Consider the following 25,539-nt stretch of genomic DNA (forward strand, 5'->3'; position numbering starts at 1 on the left):
GTCGGCTTCCTTCGGGTGGGTGACGAGGCCGGTCGGCTACACCCAGGAAGACCCGGCCGAACCGGGAAAGGAATCGCCCGTCCGAAAGGAAACCGGCTCGAACGCGGCGACCAGTCCCGGGTCGCCGAAGGAGGTGATCCGGCGGATGCCGGCGTCGGTGACGGTGAGCACGCAGATTCCGTACGGCTGATAGCTCCCGCTCGGGTCGCGGGTGTAGACCGCAGCGGCCGGCTGCCCGTTGGCGCTGGTCGCCAGCATGCGCCAGGCGCCGGGTGAGCCCAGCAGGTGGTCGCGCAGGAAAGGTATGCAGGTAATGCGGCCGGCGAACCAGGTGCGCAGCGGTGTCGCCTCCAGGGTGGCGTCGGCCAGGAGCAGCCGTTCCAGTGCGGCGGCGTCGGCGTTCTCCAACGCCGCGATGTATCGATCGAGCAGCTCGCGAGCGCGCGGCGCGGCCGGCTCGGTGATCTGGCCGTCGGTCAGGTCGAGTTCCTCGAGCCGCGCCCGGGCCCGTTGCAGCGAGCTCTTGACCGACGCCGTCGTCGTGCCGAGCATGGCCGCGACGTCGGTGGCCGGAAACGCCAGCACGTCCCGCAGCACCAGCACGGCCCGCTGTCTCGGCGGAAGGTATTGCAGGCTGGCGACAAGAGCCAGGCGCACAGCCGCACGGGCCGCGACGATAGTGGCCGGGTCGGCCGAGTCCGGCAGCACCCTGGCGTCCGGCGCCGGCTGCAGCCAGCTCACCTCGCTGCCGGCGTCTCGCAGGGTCGCGTCGGGGTCCGGCTCCGGTTCACTGATCGCGGAGGGCAGCACCCGCCGGGTCCGCCGGGCCAGCTCGGTCAGGCAGCGGTTGGTGGCGATCTGATAGAGCCAGGTGCGGATGGACGACCGTCCCTCAAACCCGCCGTGGGATCGCCAGGCCCGCAGGTAGGTCTCCTGTACCACGTCCTCCGCGTCCTGGATCGAGCCGAGCATGCGATAGCAGTGCGCGAACAGCTCCCGCCGGAACGGCTCGGTAGCTTCGACGAACCCGCCATCGCCCTCCATGACGCCCATTCAAACACCGTCGCGGATGAACGCGGGCAGGTCGACCAGCGAGGTCACCCGGGACGCCTCGTCGTGCGGGCCCTCGTCGTAGCGGTCGAGGTGGACGGCGTGGAGGCCGGCCGCGCGGGCGGGCAGCACGTCGAGGTCGTGGCGGTCGCCGACGCTGAGCACCGCCGACGGCGGCAACCCCCAGCGGGAGCAGGCCAGCGAGAACGCCGCCGGGTCGGGCTTGGCCGTGCCCAGGCCCTCGGCGGTGAAGACCGGGCCGAGACGGCCGGTCAGGCCCACCCGGGCGATCTTGTCGTTCTGCTGCTCGATCACCCCGTTGGTCAGGACCGCCGTGACCAGACCGGCGCAGGCGAGGGCGGCCAGCAGGCCGGGCACGTCGTCGAACAGCGTGTACGCCTGCTGGTAAGCGGCCAGGTAGCCGTCGAAGATGCCGTCGAGGTCGGACTCGGCGTACGGGAAGTTGACGGCCGGGAGGAAATCCCGCAGCCGGCGGCGCCGCTGTTCCTGGAAGGTCGTGGTGCGCTCGCGCCAGGCGACCAGGTGGTGTTCCTGCAGATCGACCCAGAGTTGGTGCAGCGCGGGCGTGGGCGTCACGCCCAGTGCCGGCAGCCAGTCGAACAGAGCGCGACGGATCGCGCCGCGCTGGTCGAGGAGGGTGTCGTCGAGGTCGAGGAGTACTCCGCGCAGCTGCACAACCCAGGACCGTAGTGGTTGACTCGTGCCGTGATCGAACCGATTTCCCTCGGCACCTGGCCCACCCCGGTCGAGCGCGCGCCCCGGCTGCGCGAGCGGCTCGGCCTGGAAGAGCTCTGGCTCAAGCGGGACGACCTGTGCGGCCTCGGCGGCGGCGGCAACAAGGTGCGCAAGCTCGAATACACGTGTGCCGAGGCGCTGGCCGCGGGCGCCGACACGGTCATCACCTCGGGCGGCCCGCAGAGTAATCACGCCCGGCTCACCGCGGCCGCGGCAGCCCGGCTCGGTCTACGCTGCGTGCTGGTGCTCGGCGGCACCGAGCGTCGCAAGGCCGGCAATCTGCTGCTGGACGAGATGGCCGATGCCCGAATTGTCTGGGCGGGCGACACTCCACTCGACGAAGTGGTGAACCGGGAGAAAGGCACCGCTTTCGTCATCCCCTTCGGCGGCTCGAGCCCGACCTCGATCGACGGCTATGCGGCCTGCGCGCGGGAGATAACAGAGCAGGTCACCACCTTCGACGTGGTGATCACCGCGGTCGGCTCGGGCGGCACGATGGCGGGCCTGGTCAAGGAGCTCGGCCCGGCGCGGGTGGTCGGTGTCGACACCGGCGCGGTCCCCGACCCCGCGGCGACCGTCTCGGGCCTTCTGGGCGGCGCGGTCGCACCGGCCGACCTGCGGATCGACCGGAGCCAGGTCGGCGCCGGCTATGCGGCGCTCACCGATTCCGTACGAGACGCGCTCGCGCTCGCCGCCCGCACCGAGGGCGTCTTCCTCGACCCGACCTACACCGGCCGGGCCATGGCGTCCCTGATCGCCGGCGGCCACGGCGACCGGGTCGTCTTCCTGCACACCGGCGGCCTGCCGGGCCTCTTCGGCCACCCCGACGTCTAGACACCTTTTGGGGTGGGGGTCAGGGTGGGGTGTTGGTGGAGGTGGACCCGTTGCGGTGAAGTAGCCGTTGATCAGGGCGGTGCGGTATTGCATATGTTTGAGGCGGTTCTTCACCGCGGTGGTGGCGTCGTTGACGGTGCGGACGGCGGGCGAGGTTGGCCCGGCTGCCTTTGATGGTCGGCCAGACGTTCTCGACCGGGTTGAGCTCTGGCGCATAGGCCGGTAGCTCGTAGACGCGCGGCCAACGCCGGGCGGCGATCGCCGGCTCGTCTCGCTCGATCGGCCGGTGGATCGGCAGCTGAGAGCCGAGCCGGCACATCGCCTGTCCCGCGGTCGTGATCGCGACCCGGATAGGGAACATCGTCGCGATCAACGCCAGGATCCGGGCCAACGTCCAGCGCTGGTCCTCGCGGTGGCCGGCGGCGGCTGGGCCCAGCTCGGGCCGAGCCTTGCGCCGGGCCGGTTTCCCGCCGCGCCGGAAACCCGGCGCATGAACGCCCGGTTTCCAGCGCGGCGGTCCGGCACGACGTCAGGCTGTGCCGATCCGTCTGTCCACTGCGGACGGATCGCCGGGCCGGGACCGCAGTCTGCGCAGCATGCGGGCGTCGGTGAAGCCGACCGCGCGGGCCGCCGCCTCGACCGTGGTGCCGTGCCCGATCAGATATTCGGCCCGCTCCACCCGCAGCACCTGCTGGTATTGCAGCGGCGTGCGGCCGATCGCGGCCGCGAACAGCCGGGTCAGGGTGCGCTCGCTGACCCCGGCTCCGGCGGCCAGCGCGGGCAGCGGCAGCGGCGACGCGAACTGGGCGTCGATGCGGTCCTGAACCCGGTGGACGACGTCGCTCAGGTGGCCGCGGTGGCGCAGCATCGCCGACGCCTGCCGCTCGTCGCCGTTGCGCCGGGCGTAGACGACCATCTCGCGGGCCACCCGGGCCGCCATTTCCGGGCCGAACCGCTGGGCGACCAGGTGCAGCGCCAGGTCGATGCCGCTGGCGATGCCGGCCGAGGTGACCACCCGGTCGTCGCAGACGTAGAGGACGTCGCGGATCACGGTCGCCGCCGGGAAGTCACGGGCGAGGTCGTTCTGCAGTTCGTGGTGGGTCGTGCAGCGGCGGCCGTCGAGCAGCCCGGCCCGGCCGAGCACGGCCGCCCCGGCGCAGACGCTGGCCACCGTGCCGCCGGCCGCGTGGTGGGCCGCGATCCTCTTCAGCGTGGCGTCCGAGACCTGGCCGTGGCCGTCGCGGTAGCCGGGGACCAGCACCAGATCGGCTGGGCCGAGGGCCGGCCACTCGAGGTCGGCCATGAGCGGCAGGCCCTGCCAGGACGGTATCGGGGTGGTCTCGCCGACGAACGACAGGTCGTAGCGCTCGGTCGTGCCGAACACCTGGGCCGCCCCGGCCAGGTCGAGCAGGTGCACCTGGGGCAGCAGCACGAAGACCACGCGGCTCACGATCCGGTCAGCCTCCCAGGTAGGCGTCCGTGGTGGTGACGGTGGCGAAGCGGCCGGCCAGAGCGTATTCGGTTCGGGCGACCACGTCGGCGGCGGCCAGCGTACGCGGGTCGGCCAGCAGCTCGTCCACCGACAGCGCGTCGGGCGCGTCCCAGTGCGGGATCGGGAACGAACCCGTCGCGTCGGTCACGAAGGTGACGGCGTACCCGAAGTCGCTCGCCACCCGAGCGGTGGTCTCGACGCACTGCTCGGTGCGGATGCCGCAGACCGTGACCGAGCCGACCCCGCGCGTCGTCAGCACCTGTTGCAGGTTGGTCGTGGAGAACGCGTTGTGCGAGCTCTTGACGATGATCGGCTCGTCCTTGTCCGACTCGAACTCGTCGATCAGCCGCACGTGCCCGTTGGCCGGGTCGAACTCGTCGCCGCTGCCCTCCTCGGCGTGCAGCACCCAGACGACCTCGTCGCCGCGCCGCCGGGCCGCGTCGACCAGCCGGTGCACGTTGGCGAGCAGCGCCGGGTTGTGGAGGGTCTTCCAGAGCGGCCGGACCCGGAACGACTCCTGCATGTCGATGACGATCAGCGCGTTCTGCATCCTGTCATCAAACGCGCCCGGAGGGCGCGGGCAGAAGGCATCATCCGGGCCACCCCCGGAACGATCCGGTCACCCACTACGGGTACGCCCCGGGTTGCTCCCGATTCCCGGCGGCCGCGGGCGGGCCAAGGATCGACGGCATGCGACTTCTTGCCTCCACAGTGGCCCTGGCGATGAGCGTGGCCGGGCCGGCCCCCGGCGCCACGAACCGGCTCGACTGGCACGACTGCGGCGCCGGCTACGCGGCCGAGTGCGCCACGCTGACGTTGCCGGTCGACTGGTCGCACCCGGACGGCCCGACCTTCGGCTTGGCGGTCGCGCGGCACCGGGCCACCGATCCGGCCCACCGCGCCGGCACGCTGATCTACGGACCGGGCGGGCCGGGCGACTCCGGCGTCGACCGTGTCGTCACCGGGATCGACCGGTTCAGCCCCGATCTGCGGCGGCACTTCGACATCGTCAGCTTCGATCCGCGGGGCGTCGGCGACAGCGCCCCGATCGTCTGCCCACCGGACATCGGCGCCGACGCGCCGCCGCCGGTCCTGAGCAGCCAGGCCGATTTCGACCGGACCGTGGCCTACAACCGTGAGCTGTGGTCGGCGTGCACGTCCGCGGTGTTCGACCACGCCGACACCGCGAGCACGGTCCGCGACCTCGACGCGTTGCGGGCCGCCCTGGGCGAGCGGACGGTCACCTTCCAGGGGACTTCGTACGGCACCCTGCTGGGCGAGCAGTACGCCGAACGTTATCCGGACCGCGTACGGGCGATCGTGCTCGAGAGTGTGGTCGACCACCGCCCGACCAGCACGTCGCGGTTCCTGGTCGAGCAGTCGTGGGCCCAGCAGGACTCGTTCGACGCGTTCGCGGCGGCGACGCCCGGGCAGGACGTGCGCGCCGACTACGCGACCGCGTTCGCCGAGGCCGAGGCCGGGCGGCTGAACATCTCGGCGTTCGAGCTGAGCGCGCTCGAGCTCGGGCTTTTGAAGGGCCCGAATTACACCCGGTTCGCCGCCTATCTGGCCGCGCCCGGGACGATCCCGGTGCCGCCTCCGCTGGTCGTCGTTCCACCCGTCTTCTGCAACGACTGGTCGCTGCCGGTGCGGAACTTTCAGGACTATGCGGCGATCCTGCGGGCGGCCGGGAAGGTGGCCCCCGATCTGCACTACGGCGCGCAGGTCATGGCCCTCACCATGTGTCTCGGCTGGCCCACGGTCGCCAACCCGCAGCACACGCTGAACGTGCACACCCGGACGCCTCTGTTGCTGATCAACTCGCGGCACGACCCGGCGACCGGCATCAACTGGGCGACCTCGGTCCAGCGGCAGCTCGGCCGGAACGGCGTGTTCGTGGTCTATCAGGGGGCCGGGCACGGGGCGTACAGCCTGAGCGATTGCATCAAGCAGATCACCGACCGCTATCTGATCTCCCTGACGGTGCCGCGTCGCGGCACCACCTGTTAGCGCCGCAGATCGTCGCCGCCGAGGGCGGCCAGCTCGTCGCGGTCGGGCAGCCCCTCGCAGTCCCCAGGAACGGTGACCGCGAAGGCGCCGGCCGCGATCGCGGTGGCCAGCCGCGCCGCCGGGGCGGCACCGGCCATCCGGTCGGCCAGGTAGCCGGCGACGAACGCGTCTCCGGCGCCGACCGGATCGATCACGGTCACCGGGATCGCCGGCACGGTGAAGGACGCGCCGTCGATCAGTGCCGAGCAGCCGCGGGCGCCGTCCTTGATCACGACCTCGGCCGGTCCGAGCTTGGCCATCTCGCCGAGCGGGTCGGCCGGGTCGACGAAGAGGGCCGCCTCGTCGGGACCGGCGAACGCCACGTCGGCCCGGGACACCAGGTCGCGCAGCACCGGCGCCGCGTCGAAACGGGACCACAGCTTGCTGCGGTAGTTGACGTCGACCGACACGGTCACGCCGGCCGACTTGGCGGTCTCGATCGACTGGAAGACGGCCGCACGGGCCGATTCGCTGAGCGCCGGGGTGATGCCGGTGACGTGCAGGACCGCGGCCCCGGTGATCTCGCCCGCCGGGACGTCGGCCGGGGTCAGGCGGGAGCCGGCGCTGCCCGCGCGGTGGTAGTCGACGTGCGCGAACGCGCCCGACCGGCGGTAGCGCACCATCAGCCCGGTGAACGCCTCGTCGCGCAGGGCCAGCGTGCGCACCCCGGCCGCGGTCAGCCGGGCCGCGATCAGGTCGCCGGTCGAGTCGGGGCCGACGCGGCCGAGCCAGGTCGCCTCGCCGCCGAGCCGGGCCACGCCGACCGCCACGTTGCTCTCGGCGCCGCCGATGCCGAACCCGAAGCTGCGCGCGTGGGCCAGCGGGCCGATGCCGTCGGCCGCGATCAGCCCCATCGTCTCGCCGAAGGTGAAGAGGCCGCCGCTCATGATCGTGCGATGGCGACGGCACTGACCGCCTGGCGGGCTCTTGCCGCGAGCTTCTTGAGGTCGCCTCCGGCCGCCGCGTCGCCGATCAGCGGGCTGCCCAGCCCGACCGCGACCGCGCCGGCCGTCAGCCAGTCGGCCACGTCTTCGATCTTGATGCCACCGGTCGGCATGATGCGCGCGCCGGGCAGCGGGCCGCGGACGTCCTTCAGGTAGCCCGGGCCGAGGTTGCCGGCCGGGAAAAGCTTGACCAGCGGCGCGCCCGCCCGCATCGCCCCGTAGATCTCGGTCGGGGTGAACGTGCCCGGATAGAACGGGACGCTCGACGCGGCGACCAGCCCGGCGTCGAGCACCGGGGAGACCAGGAACTCGGCCCCCGCGTCGATCGACGCCTTGGCCTCGTCGGCGGTGAGCACGGTGCCCGCACCGACCGCGACCGTCGCGGGCAGCTGGCGGCGCAGCCCGGCCAGCGCGTCGATCGCGCCCTGCGAGGTGAGCGTGACCTCGAGCGCGGTGACCCCGGCCCCGACCAGCACGTCGGCGACCGCGGCGAAACTGTCGGCGGTCTTGGCGCGCAGGATCGCGACGATGCCGCTGCGGGCGACGGAGGCGGAGACCGGATCGAGAGACGTCACGCCCTCGATCCTGCCCTACCCCTGTGCGATCAGCCAGTGACGCCGGACTCCTCTTCGCGGCTCGCGGGCACCCTCCGCAGCAGTTGACGGCCGCGGCGGCCACCGTTGAGGGACTGCGGCGGATCGGTCTCGATGCCGAGCTCGACCCGGATCTCGGCCTCGAACTGCTGCATGACGAGAGGGACCTGGGCGAGAAGCTCACGGAAGTGCGTCTCCGGGCGTACGCCCGGGACCGCGCTCGGATTCATCTCGCCGTGCAGTTTCTGCAGGAGCAGGTGGACGGCGATGGCGGCGCTGCGCACCGGGCCCGTGGCGAGCAGCCGCACCTGCATCAGCGCCGGCCCGACCTCGTCGACGTACGCGAGCCCGGACGCCGGCTTGTCGCCCGCCTCGAACGCCGCCCGAAGGCGGTAGACGTCGCGCTCGAAGACGGCGAGCAACTCGACGTACGCCGCCTTGCGCTCCGCGTACCACCGCTTGGTGCGGCGCCGCCGCCTCAGCAGGTAGTCGGTGCGGGCGCTCACGAGCTGCGCGGTCGCGGCTCCGGCCAGGGCGAACAGGGCGGCGATGAGGGGCAGCCCCCACCACGGGATCTGGGACACCCGCTAACCGTAGCGATGACCGGCACGAGATCCGCGGGTGCGCGCCGATCGTGACCGGGCGGCGACCCTTCATCAGCTCTCCGGCCATCCGGATCAACACCGGGTGAACATGACATGCTGGCCGGTGTGACAGCTCCGATTGACGATCGTTGGTTCGAGGACTACAAACCGGGCGCGGTCTACGAATACGGCTATGCGACCCTCACCGAGGACGAACTGCTGGATTTCGCCCGTAAGTTCGATCCGCAGCCCATGCACATCGATCCGGCCTACGCGTCGTCGGGCCCGTTCGGGGGGCTGATCGCCAGCGGCTGGCACACCGCCGGGCTGATGATGCGGCTGCTCGCCGACAACTACCTCTCCAAGGTCGCCAGCCTGGCCTCACCCGGCGTCGACGAGTTGCGCTGGCCCCACCCGGTGCGCGCGGGCGACGTGCTCCGCCTGCGGGTCGAGATCGTCGAGGCCCGGGAGTCGCGCTCGAAGCCCGATCGTGGTGTCATCCGCACCCGGGCCGAGCTGCTCAACCAGGATGATGTGGTGGTCATGAGCCTGCTCGCGGTCAACATGGTCGCCAAGCGGCCTTGACCTGAATCCAGCTTCAACTTGCAGGCTGATGGCATGAGAGCCGCCGTCTTCGACCGTTTCGGCCCGCCATCGGTTCTGCGGGTGGCCGAGCTTCCGGACCCGGTTCCCGGTCCGGGCGAGATTCGCGTACGGGTGAGGGCCGCCGGGGTCCAGCCGTTCGACGTCGCGTTCCGGCAGGGCCGGCTGGCGCGCGACCGGGCCTCGTTCCCGCAGCAGGTGGGCCAGGAGTACGCCGGGGTCGTCGACGCCGTGGGCCCAGATCCCGAGACGACCCCGGTTTCCGAGACAACCCCGGTTTCCGAGACGACCCCGGGTTCCGAGACGACCCCGGGTTCCGAGACGACCCCGGGTTCCGAGACGACATGGGCGGTCGGTGACGCGGTGCTCGGCTCGACGATGTTCAACGGGCAGGCCTCGGCGGTCGTGGTGCCGGCCGTCAACGCGGTCCGCAAGCCCGGCCATCTCGACTTCCCGACCGCGGCCGCCCTGGTCGCGGCGGCCCAGACGGCGAGCGGGGCGCTGCGGGAGCTCGGCGTGCGGGCCGGGGACGTGCTGCTGGTGCACGCGGCGGCGGGCAGCGTCGGCACTCTCGCGGTGCAACTGGCCCGCCTGGCCGGGGCCACGGTGATCGGCACGGCGAGTCCGGCCAACCACGACTACCTGCGCGGCATCGGCGCCATCCCGGTCGCGTACGGGGAAAGCCTGCCGCACAGCGTGCGGCTGATCGCCAAGCGTCTCCCGACCGTGGTCCTGGACGCCGCGGGCGGCGAGGCGATCGCCCAGTCGGTGGCCCTCGGGGTGCCGCCGGAGCGGATCGGCACCATCGTGGACGACCGCGCGGCGGCCGAGCACGGCGCCCGGGTGGTCCGCGCCCCGCGCGACCCGCTTCGCCTCGCCGAGGTGGCCGAACTGGCCGCCCGTGGTGTTCTCTCGATGCCGGTCCGCGCCTACCCCCTGTCCGACGTGGCGGCCGCGCACGCCGCGGTCGAGTCCCGGCACGGCCGCGGCAAGGTGGTGCTGATCGTCGAGTCGGCCTGACGCCGGATTCGGCGCCGGCCCGAGGTCGGTCCGAGGTCGGTCCGAGGTCGGTCCGAGGTCGGTCCGAGGTCGGCCCGAGGTCGGCCCGAGGTCGGCCCGAGATCGGCTCGGCCCGGTCGGATTCAGCGGCGGCGCGGGCCAGCTCAGGCGAGCCGGAACAGGAGCGCCAGCGCGGCCGCGATGCCGGCCGCGCCGGCCAGCCAGCCCGCGAACAGGCCGCCGGCGGAGCCGATCCGGGCCCGCACCGACGGGATCAGCACCAGGATCACGTCGATGACCAGCCCGGCGAGAGACAGCACGACCAGCACCGGTAGGAAGATCAGGGCGCCCGCCGTCGCGCCGCCCTCGCCGCCGAGGCGGGCGGCCAGGAACAGGCCGAGGCTCGCCAGCGCGGCCACCGCCACCTGGCCGAGCAGCCCGACGAGGAGGCCGCGCCGGAACGAGCCCCCGGCGGTCGTGGTCGTGGTGACACCGGTCATCGTTCTACCTCCGTCGGGAAAGGACTGGCGAAGGTCTGAACGTCGGAAGATCGCGAAGGTTCAACCCTTCATCAGGGGTTCGATGCCGTCGAGCAGGCGGGCCAGGCCGAACTCGAACAGGCGGTCGAGGTCGAGGTCGAACTCCTCCTCGGCCAGGGCGTTGAAGTGGGGGAAGGCGTCGCTTCGCATGATCTGGACCAGGGCCGGTTCCTGGATCTGCATCCACTCGTCGGCGGTCAGGCCGCTCTCGCGCTGGGCCTCGACCTCCGGCTCGAGGGCGCTGGCCAGGCCGCGGACGAAGCTGAACAGCAGCACCTGCACATACATCCGCTCGGTGAAACCCAGCCGGGTGCCGTCGAAGGCGGCCAGCACCCACTCGGTGAGGCGCATGGCGTTCGGGGCCATCTGGGGCCGGGTCAGCGACATCGACGGGCCGAGCCACGGGTGCCGCTGGAAGAGGGCCCACTCGCCGCGGGCGACCAGCTCCAGGGCGGTACGCCATCCGCGCGGCGGCCGCGGCGGCAGCGAGACCGTGCCGAGCGTCGCGTCGATCATGGCGAGCAGCAGGTCGTCGCGGCCGGCGACGTGGCGGTAGAGCGACATCGTGGCCACCCCCAGTTCGCCTGCGAGGCGGCGCATCGAGAGGTCGGCCAGGCCGTCGCGGTCGGCCAGGGTGATCGCGGCGGCGACCATGCGGGGAAGGGTGAGCTCGTGGTCGCGGGCGGCCGACGGGCCGGCCACCACGGTGCCGACACCGGGGCGGGCCACGGTCAGGCCCTCCTCGCGCAGCGCCGCGTGCGCCTTCGTCGCGGTCGCGATGGCGACGCCCCACTCGCGGGTGATCGCCCGGGCCGACGGCACACGGTCGCCCGGTCGCAGCTCGCCCGCCTCGATGCGGCGGCGCACGTCGCTGACGATCTGGCGGTAGGGCGGTTCCACGGCTAGTACACCTCCCGGTTCCTGAGCGCACTGTACTAGTGCAGTTTGCCAGCCTTCAAGCGCTGTCCTACCGTCGCTAGTACATCAATTACAGCGTACGCAGAGGAGCGGGGAAATGCGGGTTCTGATCTCCGGCGGGGGCATTGCCGGTCCGGCGGCGGCGTTCTGGCTGCACCGGGCGGGCGCCGAGGTGACGATCGTGGAAACGGCTCCCGGCCCGCGGCCGGGCGGGCACGCGGTCGACGTACGCGGCATCGCGCGCACCGTCGTCGAGCGCATGGGGCTGCTCGACACGATCAAGGCGAACCGGGTCGACGAGCGGGGCGTCGCGATGGTCGACCGCGACAACCGGCGGCTCGCCGTCATGACGGCCGACGCGTTCGGCGGCGAGGGCATCGTGGCCGAGATCGAGATCGCGCGGGGCGACCTCGGCCGCATCCTCTACGACGCCACCGCCGACTACACCGACTACCGGTTCGGCGACCGGATCGTGCGGCTGGAGCAGCACGCCGCCGGGGTCGACGTCACCTTCCGCAGCGGCGGCACCGAGCGGTTCGACCTGGTGGTCGGGGCCGACGGCGTGCACTCCGGGGTGCGGGCGATCGCCTTCGGGCCGGAGAAGGAGTTCGTGAACTACCTGGGTGCCTACGGCGCGTACTTCACCGTGCCCGACCCGGGCGACACCGAGAACTACTTCTACATGTACAACGCTCCGGGCGGGCTGGTCGCGGGCCTGCGCCCGGAGCACGGCGGTACGGCCAAGGCCAGCCTGAGCTTCCTCGAACCGGAGCCGCGGTACGAGCGGATCACGCGCGCCGAGGCCGAGAAGCTGCTGGCCGAGCGGCTCGCCGGGGCGGGCTGGCGGGTCGGCGACTTCCTGGCCGCGATGCCGGGGGCCGACGACTTCTACTTCGACTCCACCAACCAGGTCACCGTCGAGACCTGGCACCGCGGCCGGGTGGTGCTGCTCGGCGACGCCGCCACCTGCGGTTCGCCCCTGTCCGGGCTCGGCACGAGCGTCGCGCTGGTCGGGGCGTACGTGCTGGCCGGCGAGCTGGCGGCGGCGGGTGGCGACCACGAGGCGGGGCTCCCGGCCTATCAGCGCGTTCTCCACCCGTACGCGAAGGCGGCGATGGAATTGCCGCCCGGCGGCATCAAGGGGTTCGCCCCGCGGACCCGGACGATGATCTGGCTGCGCGCCCGGTCGATGAACCTGATGAACCACTGGCCGTGGTCGGCCGTCATGCGCCGGATCGCGAGCCGGTCCGATGCCATCACCCTGCCGGATTACGCCGTGGAAGGGGAATCGCGTTTATCGATGAGCGCCGGTGGTTAACCGGCGTTCATGGACACCGCCGCCGCCCCGCCCGAGGAGGGCCGCTTAAGGCCCGACCAGCGCAACGCCTTTCTGGCCGCCTTTCTCGGCTGGACCATGGACGCCTTCGACTACTTCATCGTCGTGCTCGTCTACGCCGAGATCGCCAAGGACTTCGGCGTCTCCCTGGAGCGCATGGCGTTCCTCACCACCGTCACGCTGCTGATGCGGCCGGTCGGCGCGTTGATCTTCGGACTCTGGGCCGACCGGGTGGGCCGGCGGATCCCGCTGATCGTCGACGTCTGCTTCTATTCGGTCATCGGCTTCGCCTGCGCGTTCGCGCCGAACTTCACCGTTCTGCTGATCCTGCGCCTGGCCTACGGCATCGGGATGGGCGGCGAGTGGGGTCTCGGCGCGGCGCTGGCGATGGAGAAGATCCCGGCCAAGCGCCGCGGCTTCTTCTCCGGCGTCCTCCAGGAGGGCTACTCGACCGGCTACCTGCTGGCCTCGCTCGCCTTCCTGCTCGTGCACTCGGTCTTCGGCCTGTCGTGGCGGTGGCTGTTCGCGCTCAGCATCATCCCGGCGCTGATCTCGTTGCTGATCCGGGCCCGGGTCAAGGAGTCCGAGGTCTGGGAGGTGGCCCGCGCGCGGGTCACCAAGGTCGGCATCCGGCAGATCCTGCTCAACGGCAAGATCGTGCGCCGGTTCGTCTACCTGGTGCTGCTGATGACCGCGTTCAACTGGATGAGCCACGGCACGCAGGACATCTACCCGACCTTCCTGAAGACCGGCATCGGCCTGTCGGCGACCACGGCGACCTGGATCGCGGTCATCTACAACGTCGGCGCGATCATCGGCGGCACGGTGTTCGGCACCATGTCCCAGCGCTTCGGCCGGCGCCGGATCATCGTGATCGCGGCCGTGCTCGGCCTGCCGATCGTGCCGATCTTCGCGTACTCGCACACAGCCGGCCTGCTGTGCCTGGGCTCGTTCCTGATGCAGATCATGGTGCAGGGGGCGTGGGGCGTGATCCCGGCCCACCTGACCGAGCTCTCGCCGGACGAGATCCGCGGCTTCTACCCGGGCGTGACCTACCAGCTGGGCAACTGCCTGGCCGCCTTCAACCTGCCGATCCAGGAGTCGCTGGCCGACTCGCACGGCTACCCGTTCGCCCTCGCGGTGACGGTCGTGCCGGTGCTGATCGCGGTCGCGGTGCTGACCGCGCTGGGCAAGGAGAACCGCGGCGTCGAGTTCGGCACGGAGGCGACCAGCGGCATCACCGAGCCGGCGAGAACCTGAGAGCCATTGACTTGGGGCTCGGCGGGCATCTAATCCATGTCGTGACACACATGTCGCGACATCTAATGGGCCGGCCCGATGCGCACGGCTGAGCAACTGCGATACCTCATCCTCGCGGCCCAGCGGGAGGGCAACCGCCGGCTGACCGTGATGCTGTCGGAGATCGGGGTGACGCCGGCCCAGTCCGAGGCGTTGCGCATCATCGCCGACCACGGGCCGCTCGCCCTGCGGGAGCTCGGCGACATGCTCGTGTGCGACACCGGCCAGAGCCCGAGCCGGATCGTCGACCGGCTGGTCGCCGTCGGCCTGGTCGAACGAACCGTCGGCGAGCACGACCGGCGGCAGGTCCGGCTCACGCTCACCGCCGCCGGCCGCGACCGGGCCCGGCGCGTCGCCGAGATCGAGAACCGGCTGTACGACCTGCTCGACCACGCCGTCGAGGGCACTGACGTCGGCGCCTTCATCGCGTTCCTCAGCGCGTTCACCCACCAGTCGCCGGCCGGGCTCGCCCTCGACCGACGCCTGGCCGCCCAAGAAGGGCCGACACCGTGACCTTCGAACTGACCGTCGACATCGCCGCTCCCGCGCCGCGCGTGTTCGCCTTCGTGGCCGACTTCACCACCATGCCCAGGTGGTATTCCGCCGTCCGGCGCGTCGAGCGCGTCGACGGCACGGGCGACCTCGGGACGCGCTACGAGGTGCACCGCGACCTGCCCGGTGGCCCCGCCCTCAACGAGGTGGCGATCACCGGCCTGACCGCCGGCGAGGAGGTCACCTTCACCTCGCTGACCGGGCCGACCCCGTTCACCTACCACTACCGGGTCGAGCCCCGGGGCGACGCGACGCGGCTGATCCTCGAAGGGACGATCAGCGGCGCCGGCCTCCCGGGGCCGGCCGGGCTGCTCGGACCGCTGGCCGAGAAGCTCTTCAAGCGCGGGATGCGGGAGAACCTCGGCACGCTCGCGGCGCTCCTGCGCGGCTAACTTCGGACGCAGAGGTCGAAGGGGTGGCCGCCCGGGTCGAGCAGGACGCGCCAGCGCTCGGCGTTCGGCTGGTCCGACGGCTTGGTCGCGCCCAGGGCCAGCGCCTGCTCCTCGGCCTTGTCGAGGTCGTCGACGTAGAAGTCGAGGTGGTAGCGCTTGGGCGCGCTCTCGACCGGCCAGCCCGGGGCCGAATAGCCGGGCAGTCTGCCCCACCCGATGCTGGTCGAGCCGTCGCCGATCATGGCGTACTCGTCGGAGGTGTGCAGCACCTCCCAGCCCAGCACCCGCGAATAGAAGACGGCCAGGGCCGCCGGATCCTCGGCGTCCAGATTGATCATGGCTAGCGATGCGAATCCACTCATGAGACCGATCCTGGACGCCGAGGCTGACACCTGCTGTCAGGCTTTCTCAATGGAGATAGACCAGGCCGTCGAGCACGGCGGGACCTTCCAGCTCCACGCGTACGGAATGGGAGCCGTCGTCGTCGAACGACCGTGACCAGACCGCCTGGCGATAGACGGTCGACGTCGACCGCAGGTCGACGAGGCCGGCATCGGTGCCGTCGACGAAGATCCGCACCCGGCCCGAGTCGGCGCCCCGGCCGAAGACCAACGCGGCCGAGCGGCCGGTGAAGGTCCAGCTCGCGGTCGCTCCGGCAGCGGTGCTGCCCAGAGCGACCCCGCCCAGATAATTCGGGTTGCTCAGGGTGCGCCAGGTTCCGGTCCGTTGTGATCCGGCTTCCGAGACAACCACCGGCGTACGCGTCACCGACCCGCTCGCGACATTCCCCGACCGGTCCGTCGCCGCCACGGTGAAGGTGGCCGGGACACCGGGCCGCAGGGTGCCGTCCCGGCCGTGGGTGACGGTGCCCAGGTCGACCGCGCTCGGGCGCAGCAGCCGGACCGAGCTCAGCCCGTTGACGTCCGACGCCGCCCAGCCGAGCCGGATCGGAACCGTGCCGTCGAGCGCGCCCGTCCGCAGCGCCACCTCGGGCCCGGCCGTGAAGACCGGAGCCGTGGCGTCCGAGACCACCTCGGCCGTGACCGTGCTGACCCGCCCGGACAGGTGCTCGGCCCGGATCGTCACCGTGTGCCCGCCCGGCGTCAGATGCAACAGCGCCGTCCGGTGCCCGCCCGGCTCGGCCAGCACCAGCGCGCCGTCGACCAGGATCTCGAACCGGTTGATCAGCGCGCTCGGGGTGGCGAGGTTCCAGAGCGGCTTGATCGCACCACGCGTGTAGAGCAGCCGCCCCCGCTTGACCGCCCCGGTCATGTGCTGGAACCGCAGCCCGGCCGGAGCCGCCCCGGCGATCTTCCGGATCGAGGGAAGCTGCGAATAGAGCACGTCCCCTGGGCAGTCGGTGCGGCCCGCGTCGCGGTGACCGGAAATGCGCCAGAAGGTGGCCCGGGCGCCCTTCGGGTACAGGTTCCCGCCGCCGCTGATCACGGTGACCCTGCCCGCGGGATCATTGCCGTACGCGCCCAGCTTGTAGGCGGCCACCGTCGCGATCGCGGTCCGGACGGCCGAGCTGACGCCGATGCGGTCGAAGGTGCCGATGACCGCGATCGCGCTCGCGTCGGTGTTGAAGCCGAGCGTGTGCGCGCCCAGCACCGGCCGCCCGACACCGCCCGCGCGGCCCTCGAAGACGTTGCCGCACTTGTCGACCAGGAAGTTGTAGCCGATATCGTCCCAGCCCTTGCTGCGAACCTGGTAGGCCTGGATGCCGCGGACGATGGCGGCCGACTGGGAGCAGGAGTAGGAGTTGCCGGTCGCGGTGTGATGCACGAAGAAGACCCCGACCGGGCCGGTGTATTCGGGGGCGCCCTGGACGATGCTCTCGTTGGCGCCCCAGCCTCGGCGGGTGACCATGCCGGGGACGGGACGGGTGGGAAGCGGGACGGCCTGGGCGCGCGTGCCGGCTGTGGATATCGCGTTGCCGGTGGATGAGCGGGCGAGTTTGTCGGTCCCGGCTGGTTTACTCGACCCACCCAGTGCCGGGGTGGGGGAGGCGGCTGACGCGTCCGGATTGATCAGGTCGATGCGGAGGCCGGCCGGCAGCGCACGGCGGGCGCCGCCGACGACACGGGCCCGCACGCCGTCGGATTCGCCGACCCAGAGCGGGTCGGTGGAGCCGCGGGCGTCGCCGGGCTGCGAGCCGTCCGATTCCAGGTTCTGCCACCCGGTCCAGCGGCCGGTTCCGCGGGCTCGGGTGCGGATCTGTACGACACCGGTGATCGCTACGGTCGGGTCGGCCCAGGTCACGCCGAGCAGGCTGAACGGCTTGGTGGTGTGTTCGTGCAGGGTCGCGCCTCCGGCCGCGGACCGGCTGAGCGTCGCGAACGGCAACGTCTGCAGAGCGGGCCGGCTGCGCGGGTCGGCCGCCGCTGTCGGGCGACCAGCGACTGCGCCGCCGGCCGCTGTTGCGCGAAGGGCGGCGGCAGCTACTCCGCCGCGAAGGTCAGCGGCAGCGGCGCCGCTGGGGAGAAGGAAGAGTGTGGCGCTGGCCAAGGCCGCGACAGCGCGGCGTTTCGCCCGATTTCGGTGCACGTGAACCCCCGTGGTCTCACTTGATCGGCCACTGCCACCCTGCATGGCTGCCGCCTCAGCGGTCCCGGGAATTGCGAATAAAAGTCGGATAAGCCCGCATCGCCCGGCGTGTTGCGAAGAGCACGCCGATAAGCACAAAGACTTTGGTAAAGCCGCGTGGCGCCCGGCCGATGATCTGAGCCGTGAAGCTCCACAAGGCGGCCGGGTGGCCGGTGCCGCGGTGTACCGTCGCGGGCGCCGGCCGGCTGCACCTTGGTGTCGGCTTCACCGCGCTCGCGGTCTTCGCGTTCGGCCCGGCGGCGCTGCAGGCCCCGGCGATGGCGGTGATCCTGGTCGCCGGCCTGATCGCCCTGCATGTCGGGTCGCGCCGTAACGTCGACGCGAGCGCGCGCCGCCCGTGGCAGCTGCTGAGCGCCGCGGCCTACCTGTTCGTGCTGACCTCGGCGATCCGGGCGGTCTTCCCGGCGACCATGGCCATTCCGCCGACGAGTGCGGCGCTGATCCCGGATGCTCTCATCGTCGGGGCCTACCTGTGCATCGGGGCCTCGTTCATCGGCATGCTGAGCCGGCGGCGGGCCGGCGAGGACGATCCGGCGCGGATCGACGCGCTGCTGGTCGGGCTGGCCGCCGCGTTCATGGTCTGGACGTTCCTGATCTCGCCGTCCATGCACCCGGACGCCGCGCCGCTGCGGGTCGTCGACTCGTTCTTCCCGGTCTTCGACGTCGTGCTGCTGGTGCTGGTGGCGCAGCTGATGCTGGCCGGTGGCGCCCGCCAGCCCGCGCTCTGGATGCTGGTCCTCGGGTCGTGCGCGATGTTCGTCGCCGACACGCTGTTCACGCTGCGCAACGGCATGCTGGCCGACGTCTCCCAGCACGAGCTCGACTCGCTGTTCATGCTGATGTTCGTGCTGTTCCCGGCCGCCGCGCTGATGCGGTCGGCCCGCACGCTGACCCAGCCGCAGCAGGTTGTGGTGCGTGACCTGAGCCGGCTGCGGATCGCCCTGATCGCGCTGATGATGGCCGGGCCGGTCGTGGTCACCTCGATGATGCCGCTGAGCACCCGTGTCAACGACGTCATCCGGACCGTGCTCTGCACGCTGCTGATCCTGTCGGTGCTGGGCCGGGTGGTGCGCTCGAACAACTCGCGGGCCAAGGCGGAACGGGTCACCCGGCGCCGCTCGACCCACGACGCGCTGACCGATCTGCCCAACCGGGAGCTGCTCACCGAGACCGTCGCCCGGTGGGCGGACGAGGTCACCGCCAAACCCGACGAGATCTGTCACCAGGAGATCAGCCTGCTGTTCCTGGACCTCGACCGGTTCAAGATGGTCAACGACCACTGGGGTCACCAGGTCGGCGACGAGCTGTTGTGCGCGGTCGCCGAGCGGCTGCGGGCCCAGGTGCGCTCCGAGGACCTGGTCGCCCGGATCAGCGGCGACGAGTTCGTCATCGCCCTGGCCAGCCCGTCGCATCTGCGGCTCGCCGAGTCGCTGGCCGGCCGGCTGCTGGAGGAGTTCGCGCGGCCGTTCGGCCTGTCGGTCGGCGACGTCGTCGTCTCGGCCTCGATCGGGGTGGCCAGGTCGTACGGCGGCGCGCACGCGCTCGAGCTGATCCGGGACGCCGACACCGCGATGTACAAGGCGAAGGGGTCGGGGCGGAACGCGTACGCGCTCTTCGACGCCTCGCTGCGGGACGAGGTGCGCGACCGGGTCAAGGTCGAGCAGGCGTTGCGCGGCGCGGTCGACCGGGGCGAGATGGCCGTGCACTATCAGCCGATCGTCGACCTGGCGACGGGGGAGCTGGACGGCTTCGAGGCCCTGATGCGCTGGCATTCGCCCGAGCTCGGCCACGTGAGCCCGATGGAGTTCATCCCGATCGCCGAGGAGACCGGGATGATCGTGGAGATGGGCACGTGGCTGCTGCGCGAGTCGGCCCGCCGGCTCACGGAGTGGATCTCCGATGACCGGCAGCTGCACGTCTCGGTCAACGTGGCCGTACGCCAGCTGCGCGACGGCTCGCTGGTCAGGATCGTCGACGAGGTGCTGCGCGAGACCGGGCTGCCGCCGTCCGCGCTCTGGCTGGAGATCACCGAGTCGGGCGTGATGGAGGACATCGAGGCGGCGCTGCTCACCCTGAACGCGCTCAAGGCGCTCGGGGTCACGCTCTGCGTGGACGACTTCGGTACCGGCTACTCGTCGCTCAGCTACCTGCACCGGCTCCCGGTCGGCATCGTCAAGATCGACCGCTCGTTCGTGTCGGACGTCGGCGCCGAGGGCACCAACGAGCCGATCGTGCGGGCGGTGCTGGCGATGACCCGGGCGATGGGCCAGCGGGTGGTCGCCGAGGGCGTGGAGACCCCGGTCCAGCGGGACTGGCTCCGCGCGCAGGGCTGCGATCTGGTGCAGGGCTGGCTCTACGGCAAGGCCGACCGGCCCGAGAACCTCACCGACTGGATCGAGGGCCGGGTCTCGGTCTAACCACGGGGGAACAGGCCGCGGACCGCGGCCAGCGGCAATGCCGTACGCGGCGAGTACGGCGTACGCCACAGCCCGCCGTGAACCGCGCCGAACGCCTCCTCCTCCCAGACCCGGGACGCGGGGGGCCGCGGGTTGCGGATCTGATGCACCAGCAGCGCGGCCATGAGCTTGTTGGCGGTCGCCGGCTCGAAGACCTCGACGTCGAACAGGTGGGCGCCCGCATAGGCGGCGGCCAGAATGCGGTTGCTGGTGACCGAGCGGGTGCGGGTCGGCGGGGCGACCGAGAGGCTGACCGTCGAGTCGGCGCGGGCCACGGTCGCCCGCCACCGCTGGATGCGCTTGGCGAGCGCGTAGTTGGGGCCCTGCTGGGCGACCAGGCTGTCGTTGACGGCGGGGCTCGCCGCGTACGGGAAGTTGGGCCTCAGCAGCCGGCCGCCGGAAGCCGCGGCGGTGAGCCGGGCCCGCCGGGACCTCGCGTCGAACCGCGCCCGGGCCTGGGTGACCGCCTCGCCCGGCACCGCGAAGACGTCGGTCGGGGTGGCCAGGAAGGCGAGCGCGAGATCGGCCCGGTGGCGACCGAGATGCACGCCGAGCGCGTCGACCGCGGCCGACAGGAGGGGATAGGCGGCGCCCGGCGCGTAGACGTAGTTGCCGAGGATCAGCCGGCCCTCGATGCCGCGCAGCCAGGCGGCGACCGCGGGCAGGTCGGTGAGCAGATCGGCGCCCGGCACGTCGCCGCGGGCGGGCGCGATCAGGCGCCCGGCCGACCGCACCGCCCGGACCCGGTCCCACGACTGTGGCAGGTCGAGGCCGACAACCGTTGCGCCCCAACCGAGTACGGCCGGCAGCGGGCCCATCTCGGCGCCCGCGCCGAGCACGACCAGCCGCTGGTCGGAGAGGTCGAGCCACCCTGGATTGTCGGCCACCTCGCGGACCGCCTCCGAGCACGACGGTTCGATGACGCCGTTCGCGACCCAGACGTCGAGTTGCCGTCGCAGCGAGGCGCCGCTGAGCAGCGAGCCGCGGTAGGGGAGGGTCAGTTCCTTCTCCGCCGCCTCGGCCCCGGCGATGTCGATCGTCGAGAATGGCCGGTCGGGTTCGGTCTCGAGGGCCTCGTCGAGGCTCGTCTCGGCATCGCCGTGCACGAACCGCATGCGGTCGTGCACCGCGGCCAGCCCGGCGGCCGCGATCGCCCGGTCATGGCCGTCGAGTCCGGCCTCGACCAGAGCCCGGAAGTGACGCAGATAACCCTTCCGCCAGTCGGTTTCCCGGTCCGCCGCCTCGGCGGCGGCCGGGTCGGCGGCGCGAAGCGCCTGGGCGACCACGTGCCTTCCGAAGGCGGCGCTGCTGCGGCGATTGCTTTCCATGGGGTACGCGACACCGGGCACGAGCAGAGAATGTACGGGGTTTCGCGCCGTCGTGAACGGGCGCATGAGAAAGGCCGGAGCCCCGTGGCGGCGGGACTCCGGCCTTCGCTGTCTCTAAACTATCGCGTGCGGCCCCGGTTTGCCGCCCGTTTCACCGCGTGGCGTCAGCCCTGGCGACCGCTCCACCGCGGGTTCTTGCGGTTGATGACCACCTGGCGACCGCGGCGGCGGGTCACGACCGAGCCGGGCTTGCTCTTCAGCGACCGCAGCGAGTTGCGAACCTTCATGACGGAACCTCTCTCCGCGCCGGGCGTTCAGCCGACGCGTCGATGGAACGCATCCGGGTGGACGGTTATTTCTGTCGTACCCGTGGGCCAGGATGTGCGCCGTGGCCGACGTGAAGGTGTGCGACGAGACGATGACCGGGCGCGAGATCGAGTCCTGGCTGCTGCCCGGATTGCCCGACGAGATGACCGCCCGCGAGTTGCTGCGGCTGCGGCTCGACGCCGGTGGTGGCCCGGCGGCCGCGGGGCAGCTCGACGCGGCCTGCGCGGAGTTCGCGCGCAACGGCTTCGTGATGATCGCGGGGGAGCGGCAGGTCGACGATCTCGACGAGGTGATCGACCTGAGCCGGGCCGCCGAGGTCGCGTTCATCCGGCTCGTGCCCCTGGTCGGTGGCTGATGTGGCGCTCGCTGCTTCCCGAGGTGCCGCCCGGCCCGGCCGGGCTCGACGAGACGCGGCTGGAGCGGCCGCTCGGCCCGGTCAGCCTCCCGGTGCCCGACGATCCGGCCGGCGAGCCGATCGCGCTGGTCGCCGAGGCGGTCGGGCGCATGGCCGAAATGGTCGGCCTGCGCGAGATGCGGCAGGTGGTCGGTCCCTGGCCGGCCGAGCAGCGCCGGCTCGTCGCCCTGCAGATCGCACTGTGGCACGCGTACGACGACTGGCCGAGCGTGGGCGTCGGCCGGGCCTGGGTCGCGCTGTTGCGAGGACCGGTCGGGTTCCGCCGCGACGACCTGCTCTGGTCGCTGGCCGTGCTGGCCGAGTCGGAGGCGCGCCACCTCGGCCAGGCCCACCATCTGCCCGCGCTGATCGCGGCCGAGCTGCCCGATGATCAGCTGTCCGGGTTGCTGCCGGTCTTCGAGGCGGTGCTGTCCGCCCGCGACGAGATCGACACGCTCGACGAGCGGCTGCGGGTGACCCGGCTCTACTCCGATGTCATCGACCGGCTCACCGACCACCTGCCGCCCTATCTGCTGCACGACGGCGACCGGGTCGGCCCGGCGATCCGCGCCGCGCTGGGCGGTCGGCTGAGCGGCACCGGCATGCGGCCGCTGTTGCTGCACGCGGTTTCGCTGGCCAAGCCGGTTCCCACCCGGGGCTGGCTGCGCACGGCCGAGAGCCGGCTGGCCGCCGCGCCCGACGGTGCGGCCGTCGCGCGGGTGATGCTCGAGACGTTCGCCGCGCGCGGCGAAGAGATCCACGAAGACACCGACACCCTGCTGCGGGGCATGGTCTGGCTGGTCGCGGCCGACCCGGGCGAGGAGGCGTCGGCGGCGCTGGCCCGGGCGGCGGTGGTGGCCGGGTCGCCGCCGAGCCGCTCGGTGGGTTATCCGATCGCCCCGCGCGTGGCCGCGGCCGCGGTCGAGGCGCTGGCCGGGCGGGAGGGCGACACGGCCCGGGCCCTGGTCGCGCTGTCGGCGGCGGTGCGATACAAGGCGTTGAAGACCCGGGTGAGCTCGGCTCTCGACCGGGCGGCCGAGCGGCGCGGCTGGGCGCCGGGCGAGGCGGCCGAGCGGGCGGTCGACGACCATCCGGCCCGGGTGTTCGGCCGGCCGGGCGGGCTGGAGCTGATCGTCGAGATCGACGGCGAGAAGGCGCGGCTGCGCGCGGTGCGCGACGGCCGACCTCTCAAGAGCGTGCCGCCCGGGGTCGACGCCGACGAGCCGCGGGCGGTGGTCAAGGCGCTCACCAGGACGCTCGGGCGGGAACGGGAGCGTCTCGAGGGGCTCCTGTCCGCCGAGCGGGAGTGGGGGTGGGAGACCTGGGTGACGCGCTACCTCGAGCACCCGGTCACCGGCCCGATCGCCGCCCGGCTGATCTGGGAGGGGTCCGACGACGGGGTGACGTGGACCCCGGCCCTTCCGCCTTTCGACCGCTTCCAGCGGGTCCGGCTCTGGCACCCGCTGCGGGCCACGCCCGGCGAGGTGACCGGCTGGCGCGACCGCATCGTCGAGTCGGGTCTGCGGCAGCCGTTCAAGCAGGCGTTTCGCGAGGTCTATCCGCTCACCCCGGCCGAGGAGGAGACGCGGATCTACTCCAACCGGTTCGCCGCCCACGTGCTGCGCTATCCGCAGGCGGCGGCGCTCATGCGGGCCCGCGGCTGGCACGGCGACTATCTGGGCTTCTTCGACGGCGGCTACGACAGCGAGGCGACCCGGGAGTTCGCCGGCGGGGCGTGGCGGGCGTCGTTCCGCCACGAGCTGGTCGACGAGGAGGTCCACGGCCGCGTGGCCTTCTGCTCGACCGACCAGGTGCGGTTCGCGCGGCGCGACGGCACGGCGTGGACGCCCGCGGCCCTGACCGAGGTGCCGCCGCTGGTGTTCAGTGAGGCGATGCGCGACGTCGACCTGTTCGTCGGGGTCACCTCGATCGCGGCCGACGACTCGTGGGCCGACCGGGGCGAGCACCCGTTCTTCCCATACTGGGAGCGCACCGGCTTCGGCGCGCTCACCGCGGCCGCGAAGGTGCGGCGCGACGTGCTGCGGAGGCTGCTGCCCCGGCTGACCATCGCCGCACGGGTGAAGCTCGACGACCGGTTCCTGCGGGTCACCGGGGTCCGCGGCGCCTACAAGATCCACCTGGGCTCGGGCAACGTCCTGATCGAGCCGACCGACCGCTATCTGTGCATCGTCCCGTCGGGAAAGCCGAGCGGCAAAAGCCCGGCGCTGCCGTTCGACGACGACCGTTTGCTCTCGGTGATCCTCTCCAAGGCGATCATGCTGGCCGCCGACGACAAAATCTCCGACCCGTCGATTGTCCGGCAGCTGCCGTCCTGATCGTCACCCGGGCATGGAGACCTTTCGCGTAGCAGTTCCCCAGGACGACCTCGACGATCTGCGCCGCCGGGTGGCGGCCACCCGCTGGCCCGACGAACTGGATGACGCCGGCTGGGACTACGGCGTGCCCGGGCGCTATGTGCGCGAACTGGCCGACCACTGGCTGCACGGCTTCGACTGGCGTGCGGTCGAGCGGCGGCTGAACGCGTACCCGCAGTTCCGCACCGAGATCGACGGCGAGCGGATCCACTTCCTGCACGTCCGCTGCCCCGACCCGGACGCCCCGGCGATCATCCTGAGCCACGGCTGGCCGGGATCGGTGGCCGAGTTCCTGGACGTGCTCGGGCCGCTCTCCGAGCGATTCCACCTGGTCGTGCCGTCGCTGCCCGGCTTCGGCTTCTCCGGGCCGACCCGCAGCCGCGGCTGGGGCCCGGTGCGGATCGCGCACGCCTGGGCCGAGCTGATGCGGCGACTCGGCTACCGGCGGTACGTCGCCGCGGGCAACGACTGGGGCTCGACGATCGCCCCGGAGCTCGGCCGGATCGCCCCCGACGCGGTCGCCGGCGTGCACGTCACCCAACTCTGGACCGACACGCCCGGCCACCTGGACGACCCGACCCCCGACGAGCGGGCGGCCCTCGACGACCAGGCCTGGTTCGAGGCCAACATGAGCGCCTACCACCACGTGCAGGCCCAGCAGCCGCAATCGCTGGCCTTCGCACTCGCCGACTCGCCGGTCGGCCTGCTCGGCTGGCACTGCCTGATCTACCGCGAGGGCCTCGATCCCGACTTCGTGCTGACCAACGTGTCGATCCACTGGCTGACCGGCACCGTGGCCTCGGCCATGCGGATCTACCGCGAGGACGCCCTGCGTCCGGTGCCGGGCGAGCCGACCACGGTGCCGCTGGGCGCCGCCCAGTTCGCCGACGACTATCGGCCGTTCCGCCGTCTGGTCGCGGCCCGGCACCGCAACGTGGCCGCCTGGAATGTTTACGACCGGCCCGGCCATTTCGCCGCCCACCAGTCGCCCGAACTGCTGATCGCCGACCTGGGCGGGTTCGTGGACGGCCTGGGGCTCTGAGTTGCTCAACGGCTCTGAGTTTCCCAACGGCTCTGAGTTTCTCAACTGGGGCGGCCGGCGACCGAATCAG

The 25,539-nt window shown here is 72.0% G+C and carries 26 protein-coding genes; 12 read left to right on the forward strand and 14 right to left on the reverse strand.

All coding sequences use genetic code 11. The features are described 5' to 3' along the window. Nucleotides 1-36: 36 nt before the first annotated feature. Both AB0M88_RS05655 and AB0M88_RS05660 read right to left on the reverse strand, forming a co-directional pair. Nucleotides 37-1,053: an RNA polymerase subunit sigma-70 gene (locus tag AB0M88_RS05655; protein WP_364095865.1), complete on the reverse strand. Its 1,017-nt coding sequence runs from the start codon at nucleotides 1,051-1,053 to the stop codon at nucleotides 37-39. Continuing rightward, the gene (locus tag AB0M88_RS05660) at nucleotides 1,054-1,746 is read right to left on the reverse strand and encodes an HAD family hydrolase (protein ID WP_364095868.1); all 693 of its coding nucleotides are present in this window, start codon (nucleotides 1,744-1,746) and stop codon (nucleotides 1,054-1,056) included. A 30-nt stretch (nucleotides 1,747-1,776) separates the two neighbouring features. Here AB0M88_RS05660 and AB0M88_RS05665 point away from each other — a divergent pair, with 30 nt between their 5' ends. Further along, nucleotides 1,777-2,640: a pyridoxal-phosphate dependent enzyme gene (locus AB0M88_RS05665; RefSeq protein WP_364095871.1), complete on the forward strand. Its 864-nt coding sequence runs from the start codon at nucleotides 1,777-1,779 to the stop codon at nucleotides 2,638-2,640. A gap of 19 nt (nucleotides 2,641-2,659) precedes the next feature. Here AB0M88_RS05665 and AB0M88_RS05670 read toward each other — a convergent pair whose 3' ends face one another. The 3 genes from AB0M88_RS05670 to AB0M88_RS05680 form a co-directional block, all read right to left on the reverse strand. Continuing rightward, on the reverse strand, nucleotides 2,660-3,031 hold the full coding sequence (locus AB0M88_RS05670; protein ID WP_364095874.1) for a hypothetical protein: 372 nt from the start codon (nucleotides 3,029-3,031) through the stop codon (nucleotides 2,660-2,662). A 138-nt stretch (nucleotides 3,032-3,169) separates the two neighbouring features. After that, nucleotides 3,170-4,090 (reverse strand): DJ-1/PfpI family protein, encoded by a 921-nt coding sequence (locus AB0M88_RS05675; protein ID WP_364095876.1) that lies wholly within the window; start codon nucleotides 4,088-4,090, stop codon nucleotides 3,170-3,172. 7 nt (nucleotides 4,091-4,097) lie between these two features. Next, nucleotides 4,098-4,682 (reverse strand): isochorismatase family protein, encoded by a 585-nt coding sequence (locus AB0M88_RS05680; protein ID WP_364095879.1) that lies wholly within the window; start codon nucleotides 4,680-4,682, stop codon nucleotides 4,098-4,100. 140 nt (nucleotides 4,683-4,822) lie between these two features. Here AB0M88_RS05680 and AB0M88_RS05685 point away from each other — a divergent pair, with 140 nt between their 5' ends. Next, complete coding sequence (locus tag AB0M88_RS05685; protein WP_364095881.1) at nucleotides 4,823-6,142, forward strand: alpha/beta hydrolase; 1,320 nt, start codon at nucleotides 4,823-4,825, stop codon at nucleotides 6,140-6,142. Here the strand turns inward: AB0M88_RS05685 and AB0M88_RS05690 are convergent. The 3 genes from AB0M88_RS05690 to AB0M88_RS05700 are packed head-to-tail and all read right to left on the reverse strand — an operon-like array spanning nucleotide 6,139 to nucleotide 8,302. Beyond that, nucleotides 6,139-7,068 carry a sugar kinase gene (locus tag AB0M88_RS05690; protein ID WP_364095884.1) on the reverse strand — a complete coding sequence of 310 codons (930 nt, stop codon included), beginning with the start codon at nucleotides 7,066-7,068 and terminating at the stop codon, nucleotides 6,139-6,141. The genes AB0M88_RS05685 and AB0M88_RS05690 overlap by 4 nt on opposite strands. Next, nucleotides 7,065-7,700, reverse strand: coding sequence for a bifunctional 4-hydroxy-2-oxoglutarate aldolase/2-dehydro-3-deoxy-phosphogluconate aldolase (locus AB0M88_RS05695; RefSeq protein WP_364095887.1), 636 nt, complete (start codon nucleotides 7,698-7,700; stop codon nucleotides 7,065-7,067). Before AB0M88_RS05695 ends, AB0M88_RS05690 begins: the two co-directional genes overlap by 4 nt. Nucleotides 7,701-7,729: 29 nt before the next feature. Then, nucleotides 7,730-8,302, reverse strand: a complete 573-nt coding sequence (locus tag AB0M88_RS05700) for a hypothetical protein (RefSeq protein WP_364095890.1) — start codon at nucleotides 8,300-8,302, stop codon at nucleotides 7,730-7,732. A gap of 126 nt (nucleotides 8,303-8,428) precedes the next feature. Between AB0M88_RS05700 and AB0M88_RS05705 the strand changes: the two genes are divergently transcribed. Both AB0M88_RS05705 and AB0M88_RS05710 read left to right on the forward strand, forming a co-directional pair. Continuing rightward, nucleotides 8,429-8,887: a MaoC family dehydratase gene (locus AB0M88_RS05705; RefSeq protein ID WP_364095892.1), complete on the forward strand. Its 459-nt coding sequence runs from the start codon at nucleotides 8,429-8,431 to the stop codon at nucleotides 8,885-8,887. A 33-nt stretch (nucleotides 8,888-8,920) separates the two neighbouring features. Further along, on the forward strand, nucleotides 8,921-9,925 hold the full coding sequence (locus AB0M88_RS05710) for an NADP-dependent oxidoreductase (RefSeq protein ID WP_364095895.1): 1,005 nt from the start codon (nucleotides 8,921-8,923) through the stop codon (nucleotides 9,923-9,925). Nucleotides 9,926-10,068: 143 nt separating this feature from the next. Here AB0M88_RS05710 and AB0M88_RS05715 read toward each other — a convergent pair whose 3' ends face one another. Together AB0M88_RS05715 and AB0M88_RS05720 are read right to left on the reverse strand one after the other, a co-directional pair. After that, nucleotides 10,069-10,404, reverse strand: a complete 336-nt coding sequence (locus tag AB0M88_RS05715; RefSeq protein WP_364095898.1) for a hypothetical protein — start codon at nucleotides 10,402-10,404, stop codon at nucleotides 10,069-10,071. A gap of 60 nt (nucleotides 10,405-10,464) precedes the next feature. Next, nucleotides 10,465-11,343, reverse strand: coding sequence for a TetR/AcrR family transcriptional regulator C-terminal domain-containing protein (locus AB0M88_RS05720; RefSeq protein ID WP_364095901.1), 879 nt, complete (start codon nucleotides 11,341-11,343; stop codon nucleotides 10,465-10,467). Nucleotides 11,344-11,458: 115 nt separating this feature from the next. On the opposite strand from AB0M88_RS05720, the gene AB0M88_RS05725 reads away from it, so the two are divergent. From AB0M88_RS05725 to AB0M88_RS05740, 4 genes are all read left to right on the forward strand, one after another. Continuing rightward, on the forward strand, nucleotides 11,459-12,679 hold the full coding sequence (locus AB0M88_RS05725) for an FAD-dependent monooxygenase (RefSeq protein ID WP_364095904.1): 1,221 nt from the start codon (nucleotides 11,459-11,461) through the stop codon (nucleotides 12,677-12,679). Between the two features lie 9 nt (nucleotides 12,680-12,688). Beyond that, nucleotides 12,689-13,957 carry an MFS transporter gene (locus AB0M88_RS05730; RefSeq protein WP_364095907.1) on the forward strand — a complete coding sequence of 423 codons (1,269 nt, stop codon included), beginning with the start codon at nucleotides 12,689-12,691 and terminating at the stop codon, nucleotides 13,955-13,957. Nucleotides 13,958-14,035: 78 nt separating this feature from the next. After that, nucleotides 14,036-14,509: a MarR family transcriptional regulator gene (locus tag AB0M88_RS05735; protein ID WP_364095910.1), complete on the forward strand. Its 474-nt coding sequence runs from the start codon at nucleotides 14,036-14,038 to the stop codon at nucleotides 14,507-14,509. Continuing rightward, nucleotides 14,506-14,940, forward strand: coding sequence for an SRPBCC family protein (locus AB0M88_RS05740; RefSeq protein WP_364095913.1), 435 nt, complete (start codon nucleotides 14,506-14,508; stop codon nucleotides 14,938-14,940). The genes AB0M88_RS05735 and AB0M88_RS05740 overlap by 4 nt, the downstream gene beginning before the upstream one ends. Here AB0M88_RS05740 and AB0M88_RS05745 read toward each other — a convergent pair. Then, nucleotides 14,937-15,302: a VOC family protein gene (locus tag AB0M88_RS05745; RefSeq protein ID WP_364095916.1), complete on the reverse strand. Its 366-nt coding sequence runs from the start codon at nucleotides 15,300-15,302 to the stop codon at nucleotides 14,937-14,939. The two genes, AB0M88_RS05740 and AB0M88_RS05745, sit on opposite strands and share 4 nt — an antisense overlap. Before the next feature lie 46 nt (nucleotides 15,303-15,348). After that, complete coding sequence (locus tag AB0M88_RS05750; protein WP_364095919.1) at nucleotides 15,349-17,286, reverse strand: peptidoglycan recognition protein; 1,938 nt, start codon at nucleotides 17,284-17,286, stop codon at nucleotides 15,349-15,351. A gap of 383 nt (nucleotides 17,287-17,669) precedes the next feature. On the opposite strand from AB0M88_RS05750, the gene AB0M88_RS05755 reads away from it, so the two are divergent. Further along, a complete protein-coding gene (locus AB0M88_RS05755) occupies nucleotides 17,670-19,964 on the forward strand; it encodes an EAL domain-containing protein (RefSeq protein ID WP_364095922.1) in 2,295 nt (764 codons plus the stop codon). On the opposite strand, the gene AB0M88_RS05760 is transcribed toward AB0M88_RS05755, so the two are convergent. Both AB0M88_RS05760 and AB0M88_RS05765 read right to left on the reverse strand, forming a co-directional pair. After that, nucleotides 19,961-21,331, reverse strand: a complete 1,371-nt coding sequence (locus AB0M88_RS05760; RefSeq protein ID WP_364095924.1) for a hypothetical protein — start codon at nucleotides 21,329-21,331, stop codon at nucleotides 19,961-19,963. The genes AB0M88_RS05755 and AB0M88_RS05760 overlap by 4 nt on opposite strands. A gap of 164 nt (nucleotides 21,332-21,495) precedes the next feature. Further along, nucleotides 21,496-21,618, reverse strand: a complete 123-nt coding sequence (locus AB0M88_RS05765) for a ribosomal protein bL36 (protein WP_364095927.1) — start codon at nucleotides 21,616-21,618, stop codon at nucleotides 21,496-21,498. A 92-nt stretch (nucleotides 21,619-21,710) separates the two neighbouring features. Between AB0M88_RS05765 and AB0M88_RS05770 the strand changes: the two genes are divergently transcribed. From AB0M88_RS05770 to AB0M88_RS05780, 3 genes are read left to right on the forward strand one after another with little or no spacing between them, the layout of a single operon-like run. Further along, on the forward strand, nucleotides 21,711-22,013 hold the full coding sequence (locus AB0M88_RS05770) for a hypothetical protein (RefSeq protein WP_364095930.1): 303 nt from the start codon (nucleotides 21,711-21,713) through the stop codon (nucleotides 22,011-22,013). Further along, nucleotides 22,013-24,388 carry a DUF4132 domain-containing protein gene (locus AB0M88_RS05775; protein ID WP_364095932.1) on the forward strand — a complete coding sequence of 792 codons (2,376 nt, stop codon included), beginning with the start codon at nucleotides 22,013-22,015 and terminating at the stop codon, nucleotides 24,386-24,388. The genes AB0M88_RS05770 and AB0M88_RS05775 overlap by 1 nt, the downstream gene beginning before the upstream one ends. A 13-nt stretch (nucleotides 24,389-24,401) precedes the next feature. Beyond that, entirely contained in the window at nucleotides 24,402-25,469 is a 1,068-nt protein-coding gene (locus AB0M88_RS05780) for an epoxide hydrolase family protein (RefSeq protein WP_364095935.1), read from the forward strand. Nucleotides 25,470-25,539 lie beyond the last annotated feature (70 nt).

It is taken from the genome of Actinoplanes sp. NPDC051411, assembly GCF_040682075.1.
GTDB lineage: Bacteria > Actinomycetota > Actinomycetes > Mycobacteriales > Micromonosporaceae > Actinoplanes.

Excerpts from the sequence above, each read along its gene's own strand:
- AB0M88_RS05770 (WP_364095930.1), top strand. The coding sequence starts at position 21,711 with ATGTGCGCCGTGGCCGACGTGAAGGTGTGCGACGAGACGATGACCGGG.
- AB0M88_RS05730 (WP_364095907.1), top strand. The coding sequence starts at position 12,689 with ATGGACACCGCCGCCGCCCCGCCCGAGGAGGGCCGCTTAAGGCCCGAC.
- AB0M88_RS05685 (WP_364095881.1), top strand. The coding sequence starts at position 4,823 with ATGCGACTTCTTGCCTCCACAGTGGCCCTGGCGATGAGCGTGGCCGGG.
- AB0M88_RS05655 (WP_364095865.1), bottom strand. The coding sequence starts at position 1,053 with ATGGGCGTCATGGAGGGCGATGGCGGGTTCGTCGAAGCTACCGAGCCG.
- AB0M88_RS05680 (WP_364095879.1), bottom strand. The coding sequence starts at position 4,682 with ATGCAGAACGCGCTGATCGTCATCGACATGCAGGAGTCGTTCCGGGTC.
- AB0M88_RS05710 (WP_364095895.1), top strand. The coding sequence starts at position 8,921 with ATGAGAGCCGCCGTCTTCGACCGTTTCGGCCCGCCATCGGTTCTGCGG.
- AB0M88_RS05765 (WP_364095927.1), bottom strand. The coding sequence starts at position 21,618 with ATGAAGGTTCGCAACTCGCTGCGGTCGCTGAAGAGCAAGCCCGGCTCG.
- AB0M88_RS05735 (WP_364095910.1), top strand. The coding sequence starts at position 14,036 with ATGCGCACGGCTGAGCAACTGCGATACCTCATCCTCGCGGCCCAGCGG.
- AB0M88_RS05725 (WP_364095904.1), top strand. The coding sequence starts at position 11,459 with ATGCGGGTTCTGATCTCCGGCGGGGGCATTGCCGGTCCGGCGGCGGCG.
- AB0M88_RS05760 (WP_364095924.1), bottom strand. The coding sequence starts at position 21,331 with ATGGAAAGCAATCGCCGCAGCAGCGCCGCCTTCGGAAGGCACGTGGTC.
- AB0M88_RS05690 (WP_364095884.1), bottom strand. The coding sequence starts at position 7,068 with ATGAGCGGCGGCCTCTTCACCTTCGGCGAGACGATGGGGCTGATCGCG.
- AB0M88_RS05715 (WP_364095898.1), bottom strand. The coding sequence starts at position 10,404 with ATGACCGGTGTCACCACGACCACGACCGCCGGGGGCTCGTTCCGGCGC.
- AB0M88_RS05775 (WP_364095932.1), top strand. The coding sequence starts at position 22,013 with ATGTGGCGCTCGCTGCTTCCCGAGGTGCCGCCCGGCCCGGCCGGGCTC.
- AB0M88_RS05780 (WP_364095935.1), top strand. The coding sequence starts at position 24,402 with ATGGAGACCTTTCGCGTAGCAGTTCCCCAGGACGACCTCGACGATCTG.
- AB0M88_RS05745 (WP_364095916.1), bottom strand. The coding sequence starts at position 15,302 with ATGAGTGGATTCGCATCGCTAGCCATGATCAATCTGGACGCCGAGGAT.